This is a genomic window from Janthinobacterium sp. CG3 (assembly GCF_000344615.1).
GTDB lineage: Bacteria > Pseudomonadota > Gammaproteobacteria > Burkholderiales > Burkholderiaceae_D > Janthinobacterium.
In genome coordinates this window covers 2,970,987-2,988,831 of record NZ_KB467824.1, presented here as the reverse complement: position 1 = coordinate 2,988,831, position 17,845 = coordinate 2,970,987, and the positions used below count along the sequence as shown (strand labels likewise).

Below are 17,845 nucleotides of genomic sequence, written 5' to 3'. Positions count from 1 at the left end.
CAAGTTCTGATCGTGATGTGACTGCGAGCGCCATGGCCATGGTGCCCGGCGTTCCTGACCGTAGCGGGGGGGGGGGCGGGATGTTTCGCGTTTACCCCAACTTATTCGAGGCTTGCCTGCACGCTGGCGATGCCGATTTCGGCGCTGCCCTCGGCCAGCCGCACGCCGATGTTCTGGCGCGCCTTCAGCTGCGACGGCGAGCGCAAAATCAGGCCTTTTTCGTCCGTCAAAATAGCGTAGCCGCGCTCCAGCGTGCGCTGCGGATTCAACAGTTCCAGCTGCGCCGCCAGGCCGCCCAGCGCGTGGCGCCGCTGCGCCAGCCGGTTGGCCATGCCGATCTCGCCGCGGTGGCGGTAGCTTTGCAGCGTGGCGCGCAGCGCCGTCACGTCGGGCCGGTAGCCGGACCAGCGCGCGCCCAGACGGTCCAGCGCGAAGCGCGACTGGTTCAGCGGCGCGCGCGTGGCGTGCGTCATCGCCGTCGCCAGCGCCAGCAGCTTCAGGCGTTGCTGGTCGATCTGCGCCGACGGGTTCAGCAACCGGCGGCTGTAGTTGTCCAGCGTTTGCGCCGCCTCGTCGACGCCGCGGCGCATGGCGCGGCGCAGGTCGGTGGCGTCGGCCTTGAGCGAAGCCATCCAGTCGGCGCGCGGCGTCACCGCCAGTTCCGCCGCCGCCGTCGGCGTGGCCGCGCGCAGGTCGGCGGCGAAGTCGGCGATGGTGAAGTCGGTTTCGTGGCCGACGCCGCAGATCACCGGCATCGAGCAGGCCGCGATGGCGTGCGCCACGCCCTCGTCGTTGAACGACCACAGGTCTTCAATGCTGCCGCCGCCGCGGCACACTAGCAGCACGTCGCATTCGGCGCGGCGCGAGGCGGTGTGGATCGCCTGGGCGATTTTTTCGGGCGCCAGCTGGCCCTGCACCGGGGTCGGGTACAAAATAATGTGGACATGCGGCGCGCGCCGCTTCAACGCCGTCAGGATATCGCGCAGCGCCGCCGCCTGCGGGCTGGTGACGATGCCGATGGTCTTGGCGAACATCGGAATGCCGCGTTTGCGCTCGGGGTCGAACAGGCCCTGGGCGTTGAGTTTTTCCTTCAGGCGCAGGAAGGCTTCATACAGCGCGCCGACGCCGGCGCGGCGGATCGCTTCCACGTTGATCTGGTAGTCGCCGCGGGCGCCGTACAGCGTCACCAGCGCGCGTACCTCGACCTTGTCGCCTTCGCGCGGCGTGAAGCCGGCGAACTGCGAGCGGCCGCGGAACATCACCGCGCGCACCTGGGCGGCGTCGTCCTTGAGCGTAAAGTACCAATGGCCGGAACTGGCGCGGGTGAAGTTGGAAATCTCGCCGGCGATCCAGGTCAGCGGAAACGAGCGTTCCAGCAGCCGCGCGACCGCCTGGTTCAGGGCCGTGACGGTGATTGCCGGCGGTGGGGAGAAGCTGCTGTCGGGGGAATTGTCGGTATTCATGGGCGCTTAAAGAAGAACTGTCCACATATTTTTCGGAAGGTCATGCTTATGTCATATTTCATGTGAAACGACAAGTTTAATTTGTAAGTACATGATTATTATATGAAAAATTCTCTGCCTTATTTGACGGCAAGATGAAAAAGTCCTTATATATCAAGCACATCACGGTTGTGGCGGGTACTTACGCACAAAGTTATCCACAGATTATGTGAGGAACTATCGCGGCGCCGCAGCGCTATTTTATCCTGTGGCAAGCTGGTTTGCCGCCGTGTTTGCAGCGTGCCTGGCGGTATGGGAATGTCCCTGCCGCATTTTTGCGCAGAATAAAAAGGACGTTCAAAATCAATTACTTAGGTGATTGTATCGATCCTTGCTAACAATCTTATCCACAGAAGGTGTGCAGAATTCGCTTGGCACCCTGCGGATGAGCGGAACGCTGCTTGAAAAACAATTAAAAAGAACGCTGTTGCCTCGTTTAACTGTCCAGTCCCCGCTAACGTGACGGTTTTGTTCCATATGCCGATTTTTTACGCAAGGAAAAAAAACCCTTTGATATCAACGGGGTTGAGCAGTGTCAACTACCTTGCTAACAATCTTATCCACAGAACTTGTGCAGAAGTGGGCGCGCGGCGCGGCGTGCGGTCATGCCTGGGCTGAAGCCCCGCTTCCACCGGCAAGGTGTCAGCCAATGTTATCCACCTGCCATATTTTTGTGCAGAAAGAAAATGTCCTTTAAAATCAAAGGACTTGATGAGTGTCAAATACCTTGCTAACAATCTTATCCACAAAAGATGTGAGGAACTGTTGCCGGATAGTGCAGCCGACGGGAATTGCGCATTTTCCTCCTGGGAGCATGCCATGGGGACAACAGTTATTGGTGCAAAATGCCTCTATTTGAAGATCTGCGAGATTTTTACGCACACGGAAAAAATCCTTATAAATCAAGGCACTTAAGGCGAGTCAATGGGCTTGCTAACAATCTTGTCCACAGAAAAGGTGTAGAACTCATGCGCCCGCCCGGCTGGACATTTTTGGCTCGACGTAGCTTATTTGGGTACAACAGCAAGCTTGTGCTCTTTGCTGAGTGGAAACTGTTTAGCTAAATGGGTTGCCGGGGCCTTGAATGATCCGCCGTTCCTCTCGGCACCCCCTTCGCCGCGCCTATTTGCTGTGCAAGAAAGTAATCTGGAGGGCATGCGAGCGACCGTGCCATATTTTTACGCATCGTAAGAATATTGATGTAAATCAAAGCCTTAAATGCTGTTGGGGTGGCTTGCCAACAATCTTATCCACAGAAGATGTGCAGAAGTCGCGTAAGTGAACTGTTTAGTCTGTTTGCACGCGCCGTTAGCCTGACATTGGCACTTTTGGGCGGCTGTCCTGGCATCTGCTGTTTTTTTACTCAGAGGGAAAATGTCCTTTTAAATCAATGGTGTTGGCTATTGTTAATTCGCTTGCTAACAATCTTATCCACAGAAGATGTGCAGAACTGTTGGGGGAGCTGGCACTGAAAATTTGGCACAAGCAACGGCGCGCACTTGGGCGTCCGACCCGCGCCGGCCCGCTAAGGTAACGCGTTGCCGTCTGACCTTGCCGGCGCCGGTGCAACGCGTTACATTGCGCCATTCGGCTTGCCTGTGCGTACAATAGGCGTTTCGCTTCGGCCGCGCCGACTTCGCGGTTTTTTGCGGCCTTCATTTATTCAGGAGTTCGTTTTGTTCGCTATTTTTCAAGCTGCTGGCTGGCCTATCTGGCCGTTGTTGATTGCCTCTATCGTTGCCGTGGCGTTGATTGTGGAGCGCTTGCTGTATTTGCGCCGGAGTAAAATTTTGCCGCGCAAGCTGCTTGATGAAGTGGTCAAGGTGTATCGCGGCGGCACCATTACCGCCGATACGATTGAAAAGTTGGAACAGAATTCCCCGCTCGGCGCGGTGCTCGCCGCGGCGCTGCGCAACGTCGATTCGCCGCGCGAGGTGATGAAGGAGTCGATCGAGGAGGCCGGCAACGGCATCGCCCACACGCTCGAACGTTTCCTCACCACACTGGGTACGATCGCCTCGCTGGCGCCGCTGATGGGCCTGTTCGGCACGGTGGTCGGCATGATCGAGATTTTCGGCTCGCAAAACGCCACCGGGGCGAATCCAACCCAGTTGGCGCACGGTATTTCGGTGGCCCTGTACAACACCGGCTTCGGCTTGGCGATCGCCATGCCGACGCTGGTGTTTTACCGCCATTTCCGCGCCCTGGTCGACGGCTTCGTCATCGAGATGGAGCAGCAGGCGGTCAAGTTCGTCGATGTCGTCCACAGCGCGCGCAAATGAATTTTCGTAAAGGAAAGGGGCGCGAGGACCCCGAAATCAATCTGATCCCCTTTATCGACGTGCTGTTGGTAATCCTGATCTTTTTGATGGTCACGACCACCTATAGCAAATTCACCGAGCTGCAGATTACCTTGCCGACGGCCGACGCCAACAAGGCGCTCGAGAAGCCGGGCGAGATCAACGTGACGGTCGACGCCAAGGGCAATTACACGGTCAACAACGTGGCGGTGTCGTTCCGCGACGTCGCCGGCCTGGCCGACTCCCTGCGCGAGGCCGCGCTGGAGGCCAACAAGGGCCAGCCGCCGGCGCAGACGCCGGTGGTGGTGGTCAACGCCGACCAGTTCGCGATGCACCAGATGGTCATCAACGTGATGGAGGCCGCGCGCCTGGCCGGCTACGAGAAGCTGACGTTCGCGGCGCAAGCCGGCGGCAAGAAGTAAGCCGGGCGCCAAGCCAGCCTGTCATCCAACCCGGGGCGCGCCAAGCCGCGCGCCCGTTCCCATTCGCCATCGCATGTCCATTTCCGACCCGCTCGTTTCCCCCGTCCCGCCGCAGCCGTCCAGCCTGGAGGCGACGCTGAGCCGCGCCTGGCTGCGCCGCGGCCCGCTGGCCTGCGCGCTGTGGCCGCTGTCGCTGTTGTTCGGCGCGCTCAGCGCCGGCCGCGCCGCGCTGTACCGCAGCGGCAGGCTGAAGTCGACGCGGCTGCCGGTGCCGGTGGTGGTGGTCGGCAATATTTTCATCGGCGGCACCGGCAAGACGCCGCTGACGATTTGGCTGGTGCAGGCGCTGCGCGAGCAGGGCATGACGCCGGGCGTGGTGTCGCGCGGGCACGGCGGCAAGGACAGCCTGCCGCGTCTAGTGACGGCCGAGTCGCGCGCGCGCGACGTCGGCGACGAGCCGCTGCTAATCGCCGGGCACGGCCGCTGCCCGGTGGTGGTCGGGCGCGACCGCGCGGCGGCGGGCAGGGCGCTGCTGGCGGCCCACCCCGAGGTCGACGTGTTGATCACCGACGACGGCCTGCAGCATTACGCCTTGCAGCGCGATGTGGAAATCGTCTTGTTCGACGGCCGCGGCGTCGGTAACGGCTGGCTGCTGCCGGCCGGCCCGCTGCGCGAGCCGGCCACGCGCCGGCGCGACTTCACCGTGGTCAACGCGGCGCAACTGCCGGCCGCCTTGCGCGCGGCCGTGGGCGGGGCGCAGGCGGCGGCGGTCCAAATGCACCTGGGCGGCGACTATGCCGAACGCCTGGTCAACCGCGCCGAGCGCTTGCCGTTGACGCTGCTGGCCGGTGAAGGGCGGCGCATTGCCGCCGCCGCCGGAATCGGCCATCCCGAGCGCTTTTTCAGCATGCTCGAAGCCAAGGGCTTGCGCTTCGCCCGGCTGCCCTTGCCGGATCACCATGACTTCCTCGACCGGCCCTTCGACGCCGTCGACGCCGATCTGATCTTGATCACGGAGAAGGATGCAGTAAAATGTGCGCAAATTGAACATCTCAAAGACGACCCGAGACTGTGGGTCGTCCCGGTCACGGCGCGCATCGACGCCGCCCTGGCCCAACACATTGTGGAGAAATGTCGTGGACACTCGACTGCTTGATATCCTGGTCTGCCCTGTATGCAAGGGCCCGCTCGAACACGACAAGAAGGCCCAGGAGCTGATCTGCCGCGCCGACCGGCTTGCCTATCCGATCCGCGACGGCATTCCGATCATGTGGGCCGACCAGGCCCGCACGCTGCAAGACGCGCTCGAATAAGCGCGGCGGCGACATGGCTTTCATCGTCATCATCCCGGCCCGCCTGGCCTCGACCCGCCTGCCGAACAAGCCGCTGGCCGACCTCGGCGGCAAGCCGATGGTGGTGCGCGTGGCCGAGCGCGCCGGCGCCGCCGGCGCCGCCCGCGTCATCGTCGCCACCGACCACGAGGACATCCGCGCCGCCTGCGCGGCGCACGGCGTCGAGGTGTGCATGACGCGCGCCGACCATCCGTCCGGCACCGACCGCATCGCCGAGGTGGCGCGCGCGCTGCAACTGCCGCCCGACGCGGTGGTGGTCAACCTGCAGGGCGACGAGCCGCTGATCGACCCGGCGCTGCTGGCCGCCACCGCCGCGCTGATCAGCGCGACGGTGCCGATGGCCACCTGCGCCCATCCGCTGCACCAGGCCGCCGACGTGTTCAACCCGAACGTCGTCAAGGTGGTGCTCGACAAGGCCGGGCGCGCGCTGATGTTTTCGCGCGCGGCGATGCCGTGGCACCGCGACGGCTTCGCCCGCTCGAGGGCCGCGCTGCCCGACGGCTACGCGGCGCTGCGCCACATCGGGCTGTACGCCTACAGCAACGCCTTCCTGCAAGCCTACCCGCAGCTGGAGGTGGCGCCGCTGGAGGCGGTCGAGGCGCTGGAACAGTTGCGCGTGCTGTGGCACGGTTATCCGATCGCCGTGCACGTGACGGCGTCGGCGCCGGCGGCCGGCGTCGACACGCCGGAAGACCTGGCGCGGGTGCGGCTGCATTTCGCCGCTTGACGGGCGTTTTGTGCAAACGCAGCAAATACCGCTGTTGTGCGCCGGAAAAGACGTTAATGGCTGCGTTTGATCAATCTGACCATGGCAAATCGTCCACAAGGTGGCGTTCTACGCGACTTTTGTGGTAAGTTTCGTAGGAACATAGTCAGACCAGCATCGTCTTCGCAATTTTCAACCTCCACCATATCCATATCTGTTTTTAGGAATTTTTCATGCGTCTTATTCTTTTAGGAGCACCCGGTGCCGGCAAGGGTACCCAAGCTACTTTCATCAAAGAAAAATACAACATCCCGCAAATCTCCACCGGCGACATGTTGCGCGCGGCCATCAAGGCGGGCACGGAACTGGGTATCGCCGCCAAGAAGATCATGGATGCGGGCGGACTGGTGTCGGACGACATCATGATCGGCCTCGTGAAAGACCGCCTGCAAGACAGCGATTGCCAGAACGGCTATCTGTTCGACGGCTTCCCGCGCACCGTCGCGCAAGCCGACGCGATGAAGGATTCCGGCATCGACGTCGACTACGTGCTGGAAATCGCCGTGCCCGACGAGTCGATCGTCGAGCGCATGGACGGGCGCCGCACCCACCCGGCTTCGGGCCGCACCTACCACGTCAAGTTCAATCCGCCAAAAGTGGAGGGCGTCGACGACGTCACCGGCGAGGCGCTGATCCAGCGCGACGACGACAAGGCTGAAACGGTCAAGAAACGCCTGGAAGTGTTCCACAACCAGACCGAAGTGCTGCTCGGCTATTACAACGACTGGGCCAAGTCCGGCACCCCGGGCGCGCCGAAATACCGCCGCATCTCCGGCGTCGGTCCGGTCGAACAAATCCGCGACAGTGCGTTTGCCGCGCTGGCCGAATAAGCTTCAAACGAGAGCGGACCGAGTGTCCGCTTTTTTGCGCCCAATGAGTTAGCGCGATTATCGCAGGTCGGGTTAGCCGGAACGGCGTAACCCGACAACGTTGGCCTGGAGCAGCACGACTTGCTTCGGCCAACATGGTCGGATTACGCGTGCGGCTAATCCGACCTACGACACGCTAACCATGTTGTTCCGTTTTCGCTTTTCAAGGTTTTGCAGTACGCAAGTTGGTTGGCTGCACGTGTCTATCCGGCACGGCCGCAGTTTCCGAGTGTCGTAGATGTAGTACTTGATTCAAAAACAAAAGGGGACAATATGGCAGCTAGTCTGTGGTTCGCGATAGCTTGCGGCGTCATCGCCGTGGTGTACGGCCTCTGGTCGCGCAGTTGGATTTTGCGCCAGGACGCGGGCAACGCCCGCATGCAGGAAATCGCCCTGGCGATCCAGGAGGGCGCCGCCGCCTACCTGGCGCGCCAGTACCGCACCATCGCCATGGTCGGCGCGGTGCTGCTGGTCGCCATTTACGCGCTGCTGGGCCTGCACACCGCGCTCGGCTTCCTGATCGGTTCGGTGCTCTCGGGCGCCTGCGGCTTCATCGGCATGAACGTCTCGGTGCGCGCCAACGTGCGCACCGCCCAGGCCGCCACCAAGGGCATGAACGAGGCCCTCGACGTCGCCTTCAAGGGCGGCGCCATCACCGGCATGCTGGTGGTCGGACTGGGCCTGCTGGGCGTGACCCTGTTTTACTGGATGCTGACGGCGGGCGCGCCGGCCGGCGCCGACACCCACAAGCTGATCCAGCCGCTGATCGGCCTGGCCTTCGGCGCCTCGCTGATTTCGATTTTCGCGCGACTGGGCGGCGGCATCTTCACCAAGGGCGCCGACGTCGGCGCCGACCTGGTTGGCAAAGTCGAGGCCGGCATCCCGGAGGACGACCCGCGCAACCCGGCGGTGATCGCCGATAACGTCGGCGACAACGTCGGCGACTGCGCCGGCATGGCCGCCGACCTGTTCGAAACCTATGTCGTGACGCTGATCGCCACCATGCTGCTGGGCGCGCTCTTGATCACCGGCGCCGGCGCGGTCGCCGCCGTCATCTATCCGCTGCTGCTGGGCGCGGTGTCGATCCTGGCGTCGATCGTCGGCTGCTCGATGGTCAAGGCCACGCCCGGCAAGAAAATCATGTCGGCGCTGTACACCGGCCTGTGGTGGGCCGCCGGCCTGTCGCTGCTCGGCTTCGGCGTCGTCACGTGGCAGGTGTGGAGCGAGCAGGCCATGCGCGTGAGCATGATGGGCTCGGCCGTGGTCGGCATCGTGCTCACCGGCCTGATGGTCTACATCACCGAGTACTACACCGGCACCGACTTCAAGCCGGTGCGCCACATCGCCGAAGCCTCCACCACCGGCCACGGCACCAACATCATCGCCGGCCTGGGCGTGTCGATGAAGTCGACCGCCTATCCGGTGCTGGCGGTGTGCGCGGCGATCCTGGTGTCGTACCAATTGGGCGGCCTGTATGGCATCGCCATCGCCGCCACGTCGATGCTGTCGATGGCCGGCATCGTCGTCGCGCTCGACGCCTACGGCCCGATCACCGACAACGCCGGCGGCATCGCCGAAATGTCCGGCCTGCCGGACTCGGTGCGCGCCATCACCGACCCGCTCGACGCGGTCGGCAACACCACCAAGGCCGTTACCAAGGGCTACGCCATCGGCTCGGCCGGGCTGGCCGCGCTGGTGCTGTTCGCCGACTACACCCACGCCCTCGAATCGGTGGGCCAGCACATCACCTTCGACCTGTCGAACCCGATGGTCATCGTCGGCCTGTTCATCGGCGGCCTGATCCCCTACCTGTTCGGGGCGATGGCGATGGAGGCGGTCGGACGCGCCGCCGGCGCCGTGGTGGTCGAGGTGCGGCGCCAGTTCCGCGACATCAAGGGCATCATGGACGGTAGCGGCAAGCCGGAATACGACAAGGCGGTCGACATGCTGACCGCCTCGGCCATCAAGGAGATGATCGTGCCGTCGCTGCTGCCGGTGGTGGTGCCGATCGTCGTCGGCATGCTGCTGGGGCCGGCCGCGCTGGGCGGACTGCTGATGGGCACCATCGTCACCGGCCTGTTCGTGGCCATTTCAATGACCACCGGCGGCGGCGCCTGGGACAACGCCAAGAAATACATCGAGGACGGCAACTTCGGCGGCAAGGGCTCGGACGCCCACAAGGCCGCCGTCACCGGCGACACCGTCGGCGACCCGTACAAGGACACGGCCGGCCCGGCCGTCAATCCTTTGATCAAGATCATCAACATCGTCGCGCTGCTGCTGGTGCCGCTGTTGCCGGCCAGCGGCTGGCTGGCCGTCAGCGCGCCGCTGGCGCTGTACGCGCCGGCGCTGCCGGCCGTCGGCGCGGTCGACGCGGCCGCGCCCGCGGCCCCGAAGTAGACCGGCGCCGGCGACGCCGCGTTTGCCGCGGCGCACGCTGACAGCACGCACAGGCAGCCGTGCCGGGTCGACACCCCGTCGTTGACCCGGCCCGCCTGTCGTTGCTTTTCCACATGGCCGCGCAACGTTTTCTGCAATCCATATCCGTTCGTATCAATCGTGACGAATTGTTACGGCGGCTTTTCTTTCGCGTCGTCTCTGCCAATAATGTCTTCACCTTCATTTGGTTTCGCAACGCCCGGAGGTGGGCCATGGAAAATCAACTCGACCTGCTCAAGCACATTTCTCCGCGCCCGCGCGGCGCCAGAAAATACCTGAAGCCGGCCTTGGCGCTGGCCTTCCTTGTCGGCTCGGTGTTTTGTAGCAACGCCTGGGCCGACCGCGGCGGCCACCACCACGGCTATAGCCGGGTCCACGTCGGCGTGGCCATTGGCGCCCCGCTGTACTGGGGCGGCGGTTGGTACGGCGACCCGTATTTCGACTATCCCTATGCCTACGGTTACCGTCCTGCGCTGGTGGTGGTGGAAGCGCCCGTGTATGTCGAACGCGGCGTGACGCCGGCAGCGGGGCTGTGGTACTTCTGCAGCAATCCGCAAGGCTATTACCCCTATGTAAAACAATGCTCGACGCCCTGGCGCACGGTGGCGCCATATTCCGTCACACCCTGAAGGGATCGATGACATGCTGACAAAACCACATACCTCACCGGTGTTGCCGGCGGCGCTGGCGGCCCTGCTGCTGGGCGCCTGCACGGTCATGCCCAGCGGCCCGTCGGCGCTGGTGCTGCCGGGCGCCGGCAAGAGTTTCGAGCAGTTCCGCGGCGACGATTTTTCCTGCCGGGGTTACGCCCAGTCGCAGTTGGGCGGCGCGTCGGCGCAGCAGGCCGGCGTCGACAGCGGGGTGCGCAGCGCGGCGCTGGGCACGGTGATCGGCGCGCTGGCCGGCGCGGCCATTGACGGCGGCCACGGCGCCGGCGTCGGCGCCGGCACCGGCCTGGCCTTCGGCGCGCTGGCCGGCGCGGGCGCGGCCGACGGTTCCGGCTACGGCATGCAACAGCGTTATGATTACGCCTACCAGCAATGCATGTACGCCTACGGGCACCGGGTGCCGGTCGCCGGCCGGTTCAGCGAGGTGCCGGCCAACGCCGCCGTGCCGCCGCTGAACACGCCGCCGCCGGCCCGTTGACGTATCAGGTAAGGGGAGTCCGATGAACATTGCGCTTGCCGCGCTGGGCCTGCTTGTTGCGGGCTGGCTCAACCAGGCCGCCGCGCAAACCGGCGCAGCCGAAGCGGCGGCGCCACGCCCATTGCCGGTGTGCGCGCTGGCGCCGGACGACCCCACCAGGCTGGCCGTCGAACCTTGCCGGCCGGCGCCGCCCAGGCAGGACCGGGCGCGCCGCGCGGTGCCGCAAGCCGTCGGACGCATGCCGCCCCGGGCGGCGCCGCCGCTGGCCGCCGCCGCCTCGCCATCAACGCCATCAACGCCATTAACGCCATCGCCACAATCATCCCCATCGCCGCCGTTGCCTATTATTGGCTGCGATAGCGGCGGCTGCCGCGACGCCGCCGGCGTACGCCACAACGGCGGCGTCGGCAACGCCACCATCGACGCCGGCGGCAGGCAGTGCGTGCGCAACGGCGCATGGTTGCAGTACTACTAATGTTCTGAACCGTTTTTCTCTGTTCGGCTTGAAAAGTCGCTACAATTGCCGTCACTTGACGTTTACGTAAACGGCAAATAGGCCAGGCGCGCGTCACGGACGGCAAAGCAAGATTGCGCGCCATTTTCACTATCGACGGAGGATTTTTATGCAGATTCAAGACAATGTATTCATCATCACCGGCGGCGCGTCCGGCCTGGGCGCGGCCACCGCGCGCATGCTGACGGCGGCCGGCGGCAAGGTCGTGCTGGCCGACGTGCAGGTCGAGGCCGGCACCAAGCTGGCGGCCGAGTTGAACGGCCAGTTCGTCCAGTGCGACGTCACGTCGGAAGCGGACGGCCTGGCCGTGGTCGCCGCCGCCGTGGCGCTGGGCACGCTGCGCGGCCTGATCAACTGCGCCGGCGTGGCGCCGGCCGTGAAAACCGTCGGCAAGGACGGCCCGCATCCGCTCGAGGTGTTCCAGCGCACCGTCAACATCAACCTGGTCGGCACCTTCAACATGGCGCGTCTGGCCGCCGACGCGATGGGCAAGAGCGACGCCACCGCGCAGGGCGAGCGCGGCATTATCGTCAACACCGCCTCGGTGGCCGCCTTCGACGGCCAGATCGGCCAAGCCGCCTACGCCTCGTCGAAGGCGGCCGTGGTCGGCCTGACGCTGCCGATGGCGCGCGACCTGGCGCGCAGCGGCATCCGCGTAATGACGGTGGCGCCCGGCATTTTCGAGACGCCGATGTTGCTGGGCATGCCAGCCGAGGTGCAGGACGCGCTTGGCAAAATGGTGCCTTTCCCTTCGCGCCTGGGCAAGCCGGACGAATACGCCCACCTGGTCAAGGCGATCATTGAAAACGTCATGCTCAACGGCGAGTCGATCCGCCTCGACGGCGCCATCCGCATGCAGCCGAAGTAGGTTCCACGGCGGCCGGGCCGGCGCGATGTTTTAATCTCGCAACATTGCCCACAAACGCGGCAGACCCTGCTACCCTTGGCCGCATGGGAATTCAAAAGAAAACGGGTCTGATCCTGACCGGTGGCGGCGCCCGCGCCGCCTACCAGGTCGGCGTGTTACAGGCGGTCTCGGAGATTTTGTGGGAGGCCGGCTGGCCGCCCGCGCGCAACCCCTTCGACATCATCTGCGGCACCTCGGCCGGGGCCATCAACGCCACCGCGCTGGCCTGCCGCGCCGACAACTTCGGCGAGGGCGTGCAAAAACTGCTCGACGTGTGGCAGCACATCAAGGTCGAACAGGTCTACCGCGCCGATTCGCTGGGCGTGATCCGCTCGGGCGCGCGCTGGCTGTCGCTGCTGTCGTTCGGCTGGATGCTGCGCCAGTGGCGCGCCGCGCCGCCCGCCTCGCTGCTCGACAACACCCCGCTGGTGAGCCTGCTGCACCGCATGCTCGACCTGCCGCGGCTCGACGCCGCGCTGTCGGAGGGGCTGCTGCACGCGCTCGCCGTCACCGCCTCGTCCTATACCGGCGGCCAGCACATGACCTTTTACCAGACCGCCACCGACATCGCGCCGTGGATCCGCACCCAGCGCGTGGCGCTGCAGGACCAGATCGGCGTCGAGCACCTGCTGGCGTCGGCGGCGATCCCCTTCATCTTCCCGGCCGTGCCCTTGTTCGTCGGCGGCCACCGCGAGTATTGCGGCGACGGCTCGATGCGCCAGTTGGCGCCGATCTCGCCGGCGATCCACCTCGGCGCCAGCAAGGTGCTGGTGGTCGGCGCCGGCCGCCTGACCGAACCGGCGCGCGACGCCACCGAGTCGGCGCGCTACCCCAGCCTGGCGCAGATCGCCGGCCACGCCATGTCCTCGATCTTCCTCGACGGCCTGGCGGTCGACATCGAGCGCCTGAACCGCATCAACTTGACGCTGTCGATGCTGCCCGAGGAGTTTTTGGCGCGCACGCCGTTGAAGCCGGTCGAGTTGCTGGTGATCGCGCCGTCCGAGCGCCTCGACGACATCGCCAGCCGGCATATCGCCAGTTTGCCGCGGCCGATCCGCACCATGTTGTCGAGCATAGGCGCGGCCGAGGCGCGCGGCGCCGCATTGGCGTCGTACTTATTGTTCGAATCATCCTATACTTGCGAGTTGATACGGCTGGGCCAGCGCGACACGCAGGCCCGCAAGGACGATGTGCTGGCGTTTTTCGGCTCTTGACTCCTCCCCGCGAGCGTCGGCCGCGCGCCTTCCCACCCTTTTAGCCCACAGGACGCTTGTGTTGTCACTTCGACGTTTACGTGGCCGGCCCGGCCCGCCGCGGCCGGCGCCGCTGGCGTGGTTGCTGGCGTTGCTGGCGTTGCTGGCGCTGTGCGCCGGCGCGGCCGCGCCGGCCGGCGCCGCGCCGGCGCGCAGCCTGCGCTTCGAACAGCTCAGCGTCGAGCACGGCCTGGCGCAGGAGACCGTGCTGGCGATCGCCCAGGACCGCCAGGGCTTCATGTGGTTCGGCAGCCAGGCCGGCCTGAGCCGCTACGACGGCTACCGCGTCACCACCTACAAGAGCAGCGGCGCCGACCCGCGCAGCCTGGCCGCCGACTGGGTGCGGGTGCTGCACGTCGACCCGTCCGGCCGGCTCTGGGTCGGCACCGACGGCGGCCTCGACCTCTACAACCCGGCCAGCCACGACTTTAGCCACTTCGTGCCGCGCCAGGCCGGCCAGCGCGGCAACGGCAACCGCCACGTCGGCGCCATCGTCGACGACGGCGCCGGCGGCCTGTGGATCGCCAGCGCCGACGGCCTGCAGCATTTCGACCCGGCCAGCGGCCGCTTCACGCTGTGGCACCATGAAGCCGGCCGTCCCGGCAGCCTGGGCGACAACGCCGTCAACGCGCTGGCGCGCGACGGCGCCGGCCGCCTGTGGGTCGGCACCGCCACCGGCCTGGACATGCTGGCGCCCGGCGCGGCCGCCTTCGAACACTTCGCCGTCGAGCCCGACGCCGCCGGCGCCAAGCGCAACGCGGTGCAGGCGCTGCTGGTCGACGCCGGGCAGAACCTGTGGATCGGCAGCCTGGCCGGGGTCGAACGCTGGCGCCTCGGCGGCGTCGGCGCGGCGCCGGCGCGCAGCCGGCTCGGCGCGGCGCAGGGCTTGAAGGAAGGGCGCATCGGCGCGCTGTACCAGGACGCCGACGCCACCATCTGGATCGGCAGCCATTCCGAGGGCCTGTACCGCTGGGACCCGCAAACCGGCCGCCTGGTGCAGTACCGCCACCACGACAGCGACCGCCACAGCGTCGCCGACAACCAGGTATCGGCGTTGTACCGCGACCGCGTCGGCACGTTCTGGGTCGGCACCTGGTACAACGGCGTCAGCCGGGTCGACCTGGGCAGCGGCGGCTTCGCCCATTTCGCCAAGGTGGCCGACGCCGCGCGCTCCTTGTCGGACAATAAGGTGCGCGCGCTCGCCGACGCCGGCGCCGGGCGCCTGTGGGTCGGCACCAACAACGGCCTGAACCTGGTCGACGCGGCCACCGGCGAGGCCGAGCTGTTCACGTCGCCGCCGCAGGCCGGCGCCGCGCGCGACGAACAGGTCAGCGCGCTGTGGCCCGGCAAGGGCGGCACGCTGTGGGTCGGCGGGCGCACCGGCCTGTACCGGCTCGACACCGCCAGCGGGCGCTTCGCCACGCTGTCGTTCGCCCGCGGCGACCCCGGCAGCGACATCATCCGCAACGTGGTCGGCGACCGCGCCGGCATGCTGTGGGTCGCCACCCGCGGCGGCCTGCACCGGCTCGACCCGGAAACGCAGGCCTACCAGAGCTTCCGCCACGACCCGGCCGACCCGGCCAGCCTGGCCGACGACGTGGTGCGCCCGGTGCTGGAGGACCGCCGCGGCGCGCTGTGGGTCGGCACCTTCAACGGCCTCGACCTGCTGGACCGGAAAACCGGCCGCTTCCGCCACTTCCGCCACGACCCGAAGGACCCGGCCAGCCTGAGCCACGACGAGGTGCACGCGCTGTTCGAGGACCAGGGCGGCGCGCTGTGGGTCGGCACCGCCAACGGCCTGAACCGTATGAAGCTGGGCGCCGACGGCGTGCCGCGCTTTCGCCGCTACCTGCGGCGCGACGGCATGGCCGACGACGCCATCGCCAGCATCCTCGCCGACGGCGCCGGCGGCCTGTGGTTGAGCACCAACAGCGGCATCAGCCACCTCGACCCGTCCAGCGGGCGCTTCCGCAACTTCGACAGCTCCGACGGCACCGCCGCCGGCGCCTTCTTCGACGGCGCCGCGCTGCGCGGCCCCGACGGCAGCCTGTACTTCGGCGGCTTCTCCGGCGTCACCGGCTTCGATCCGCGGGCGATCCGCAACAACGGCGTCGCGCCGCCGGTGGCCATCACCGCCTTCCAGATCCTCAACCAGCCGGTCGAACCCGGCCGCGGCGCCTACCCGCGGGTGCTGGCCGGCGCCATCGAGGGCAGCGCCGCGCTGACCCTGGGCGACCAGGACGCCGTCTTCTCGCTCGAATTCGCCGCCCTGCACTACGCCGCGCCGCAGCGCAACCGCTTCGCCTACCGCCTCGAGGGCTTCGACCGCGACTGGGTCGCCACCGACGCCGGCAAGCGCTTCGCCACCTACACCAACCTCGACCCGGGCCGCTACGTGTTCCGCGTCAAAGCCGCCAACAAGGACGGCCTGTGGAACGAGGCCGGCGCCACGCTGGCCATCACGATCCTGCCGCCGTACTGGAAAACCTGGTGGTTCCGCACGCTGCTGGCGCTGCTGCTGGTGGGCGCCGCGCTGGCCGCCTACCAGGCGCGCATGCGCGGCGTGCGCGCGCAAAAGAGCTGGCTGGAGCAGCAGGTCTCGCAGCGCACCGCCGAGGTCGAGCACAAGAACCTGCTGCTGCGGCAGCAGGAAAAACAGGTGCGGCTGCAGTCGGGCGAGCTGGCGCTGGCCAACCGCGCGCTGCAGGACAACGACGAGCGGCTGCGCCAGGCCAAGCGGAAGGCCGAGGACGCGACCCGGCAAAAGTCCGAGTTCCTGGCCAACATGAGCCACGAGATGCGCACCCCGCTGGCCGGCGTCATCGGCATGCTCGGCTTCGCGCTGCGCGACCAGCAGTTGCAGCAGTCGACCCGCGAGCAAATCCTGCGCGGCCAGGCCAACGCCCAGTCGCTGCTGGCGATCATCAACGACCTGCTCGACTTCTCGAAGATCGAGGCCGGCAAGCTGAGTATCGAGAACATCGACTTCGCCCTCGGCGCGGCCATCGAGAACGTGGTCAGCCTGTTCGAGGAGCAGGCGGCGGCGCGCAGCGTCGGCTTCGCCATCGACTTCGCGCCCGACCTGCCGAGCTACGTCGTCGGCGACCCGACCCGGCTGCGCCAGGTGCTGGTCAACCTGGTCGGCAACGCCTTCAAGTTCACCCAGCGCGGCGCCGTCAGCATGCGCGTCGAGCGCGCCGGCAGCGCGCCCGGCGCGCACGGGCGCGGCCTGAACCTGATACGCTTCACCGTCAGCGACTCCGGCATCGGCATCGAGCAGGAGGCGCTGCCGCGCCTGTTCCAGCAGTTCGAGCAGGCCGACAGCACCACCACCCGGCGCTATGGCGGCACCGGGCTGGGACTGGCGATCTGCCGCCAGCTGGTCGACCTGATGGACGGGCATATCACCGCCGAGAGCGCGCCCGGCCTGGGCAGCACCTTCACCTTCGTGGTGCCGCTGGCCGACGGCGTGGCGCCGCCGCTGGTGCCGCAGGTGCCGCGCGCGCCGCACAGCCACCAACTGCGGGTGCTGTGCGCCGAGGACTTCCCGACCAACCAGATCATCATCCGCGTGCTGCTCGAAGACCTCGGCCACCGCGTCGAGGTGGTCGGCAACGGCGCGCTGGCGGTGGCGGCGTGCGCGCGCGTGCGCTACGACCTGATCCTGATGGACGGGCGCATGCCGGAGATGGACGGCGCCAGCGCGACGCGGCTGATCCGCGCCGGCGGCAGCGCCGAGGCGCCGGTGCGCGACCAGGAGCTGATGATCATCGCGCTCACCGCCAACGCCAGCGAGGAGGACCGCAGCCGCTACCTGGGCGCCGGCATGGACGACTTCCTGACCAAGCCGATCGACGAGGCGGCGCTGCATTTCCAGCTCGGCCGCGCCATCGAGCGCCAGTTGCAGCGCGGCCTGGCGCTGCCGTTGATGCCGGCGCCGGCGCCGACGGCCGGCGAACTCGACGCGATGTTCGGCGTGGCCGCCGAGGCCGCGCCGCAGCCGGCCCGGCGCCGCCCGGGCGAGCTGACGCGGCGCCTGCGCGACGCCTTCGCCGGCGACGTCAACGCCCGCCTGGCGGCGCTCGACGCGGCGCTGGCCGGGCGCGACGGCGAGGCCGCCGGACGCCTGCTGCACGGCCTCAAGGGCAGCGCCGCCTACCTCGACGAGGTCGAGTTGCACCTGCTGTGCGGCGAGCTGGAACGGCTGGCCGACGCCGGCGGCTGGGCGGCGCTGGCGGCGGCCATGCCGCGTCTGCGCGGGCTGCTGGCCGGCGTCGTGTAGCGGGCTGTAGCGGTGCGCTGGTTGCGCTGGTTATAATGTAATATAAATGCAAGCATCAGCCGGCCGTGATGCCGGCGAAAACAGGCGCGCTGG

General features: G+C 66.7%; 14 protein-coding genes. 13 read left to right on the top strand and 1 reads right to left on the bottom strand.

Features of this window, described 5'->3' with window-relative positions; all coding sequences use genetic code 11:
• Nucleotides 1-101: 101 nt before the first annotated feature.
• Nucleotides 102-1,463 (bottom strand): exodeoxyribonuclease VII large subunit, encoded by a 1,362-nt coding sequence (gene xseA / locus JANGC3_RS0113015; protein ID WP_017876929.1) that lies wholly within the window; start codon nt 1,461-1,463, stop codon nt 102-104.
• Between the two features lie 1,715 nt (nt 1,464-3,178).
• On the opposite strand from xseA, the gene JANGC3_RS0113010 reads away from it, so the two are divergent.
• From JANGC3_RS0113010 to JANGC3_RS34110, 13 genes are all read left to right on the top strand, one after another.
• A complete protein-coding gene (locus tag JANGC3_RS0113010) occupies nt 3,179-3,784 on the top strand; it encodes a MotA/TolQ/ExbB proton channel family protein (RefSeq protein ID WP_026132926.1) in 606 nt (201 codons plus the stop codon).
• Entirely contained in the window at nt 3,781-4,224 is a 444-nt protein-coding gene (locus JANGC3_RS0113005) for an ExbD/TolR family protein (protein ID WP_017876927.1), read from the top strand. Before JANGC3_RS0113010 ends, JANGC3_RS0113005 begins: the two co-directional genes overlap by 4 nt.
• 73 nt (nt 4,225-4,297) lie before the next feature.
• The gene (gene lpxK / locus JANGC3_RS0113000) at nt 4,298-5,380 is read left to right on the top strand and encodes a tetraacyldisaccharide 4'-kinase (RefSeq protein WP_017876926.1); all 1,083 of its coding nucleotides are present in this window, start codon (nt 4,298-4,300) and stop codon (nt 5,378-5,380) included.
• Nucleotides 5,361-5,537 (top strand): Trm112 family protein, encoded by a 177-nt coding sequence (locus JANGC3_RS31570; RefSeq protein ID WP_017876925.1) that lies wholly within the window; start codon nt 5,361-5,363, stop codon nt 5,535-5,537. Before lpxK ends, JANGC3_RS31570 begins: the two co-directional genes overlap by 20 nt.
• 13 nt (nt 5,538-5,550) lie before the next feature.
• Entirely contained in the window at nt 5,551-6,303 is a 753-nt protein-coding gene (gene kdsB, locus JANGC3_RS0112990; RefSeq protein WP_017876924.1) for a 3-deoxy-manno-octulosonate cytidylyltransferase, read from the top strand.
• A gap of 212 nt (nt 6,304-6,515) precedes the next feature.
• Entirely contained in the window at nt 6,516-7,172 is a 657-nt protein-coding gene (adk, locus tag JANGC3_RS0112985; RefSeq protein WP_026132925.1) for an adenylate kinase, read from the top strand.
• Between the two features lie 312 nt (nt 7,173-7,484).
• Nucleotides 7,485-9,611: a sodium-translocating pyrophosphatase gene (locus JANGC3_RS0112980; RefSeq protein WP_035787668.1), complete on the top strand. Its 2,127-nt coding sequence runs from the start codon at nt 7,485-7,487 to the stop codon at nt 9,609-9,611.
• A 251-nt stretch (nt 9,612-9,862) separates the two neighbouring features.
• Entirely contained in the window at nt 9,863-10,279 is a 417-nt protein-coding gene (locus JANGC3_RS0112975) for a hypothetical protein (RefSeq protein WP_017876921.1), read from the top strand.
• A 13-nt stretch (nt 10,280-10,292) separates the two neighbouring features.
• Nucleotides 10,293-10,796, top strand: coding sequence for a glycine zipper family protein (locus JANGC3_RS0112970; RefSeq protein ID WP_157406599.1), 504 nt, complete (start codon nt 10,293-10,295; stop codon nt 10,794-10,796).
• Between the two features lie 22 nt (nt 10,797-10,818).
• The gene (locus JANGC3_RS32675) at nt 10,819-11,271 is read left to right on the top strand and encodes a hypothetical protein (RefSeq protein ID WP_157406597.1); all 453 of its coding nucleotides are present in this window, start codon (nt 10,819-10,821) and stop codon (nt 11,269-11,271) included.
• Between the two features lie 148 nt (nt 11,272-11,419).
• Complete coding sequence (locus JANGC3_RS0112960) at nt 11,420-12,178, top strand: 3-hydroxyacyl-CoA dehydrogenase (RefSeq protein WP_017876918.1); 759 nt, start codon at nt 11,420-11,422, stop codon at nt 12,176-12,178.
• Between the two features lie 83 nt (nt 12,179-12,261).
• Nucleotides 12,262-13,431 (top strand): patatin-like phospholipase family protein, encoded by a 1,170-nt coding sequence (locus tag JANGC3_RS0112955; RefSeq protein WP_017876917.1) that lies wholly within the window; start codon nt 12,262-12,264, stop codon nt 13,429-13,431.
• A gap of 61 nt (nt 13,432-13,492) precedes the next feature.
• Nucleotides 13,493-17,752 carry a hybrid sensor histidine kinase/response regulator gene (locus JANGC3_RS34110; protein ID WP_269746240.1) on the top strand — a complete coding sequence of 1,420 codons (4,260 nt, stop codon included), beginning with the start codon at nt 13,493-13,495 and terminating at the stop codon, nt 17,750-17,752.
• Nucleotides 17,753-17,845 lie beyond the last annotated feature (93 nt).

Bases quoted from the DNA above. Each gene is read 5' to 3' on its own strand.
- xseA (WP_017876929.1), bottom strand. From the start codon at position 1,463: ATGAATACCGACAATTCCCCCGACAGCAGCTTCTCCCCACCGCCGGCA.
- JANGC3_RS32675 (WP_157406597.1), top strand. From the start codon at position 10,819: ATGAACATTGCGCTTGCCGCGCTGGGCCTGCTTGTTGCGGGCTGGCTC.
- JANGC3_RS0112975 (WP_017876921.1), top strand. From the start codon at position 9,863: ATGGAAAATCAACTCGACCTGCTCAAGCACATTTCTCCGCGCCCGCGC.
- JANGC3_RS0112955 (WP_017876917.1), top strand. From the start codon at position 12,262: ATGGGAATTCAAAAGAAAACGGGTCTGATCCTGACCGGTGGCGGCGCC.
- JANGC3_RS0112970 (WP_157406599.1), top strand. From the start codon at position 10,293: ATGCTGACAAAACCACATACCTCACCGGTGTTGCCGGCGGCGCTGGCG.
- JANGC3_RS0112980 (WP_035787668.1), top strand. From the start codon at position 7,485: ATGGCAGCTAGTCTGTGGTTCGCGATAGCTTGCGGCGTCATCGCCGTG.
- kdsB (WP_017876924.1), top strand. From the start codon at position 5,551: ATGGCTTTCATCGTCATCATCCCGGCCCGCCTGGCCTCGACCCGCCTG.
- adk (WP_026132925.1), top strand. From the start codon at position 6,516: ATGCGTCTTATTCTTTTAGGAGCACCCGGTGCCGGCAAGGGTACCCAA.
- lpxK (WP_017876926.1), top strand. From the start codon at position 4,298: ATGTCCATTTCCGACCCGCTCGTTTCCCCCGTCCCGCCGCAGCCGTCC.
- JANGC3_RS0113005 (WP_017876927.1), top strand. From the start codon at position 3,781: ATGAATTTTCGTAAAGGAAAGGGGCGCGAGGACCCCGAAATCAATCTG.
- JANGC3_RS0112960 (WP_017876918.1), top strand. From the start codon at position 11,420: ATGCAGATTCAAGACAATGTATTCATCATCACCGGCGGCGCGTCCGGC.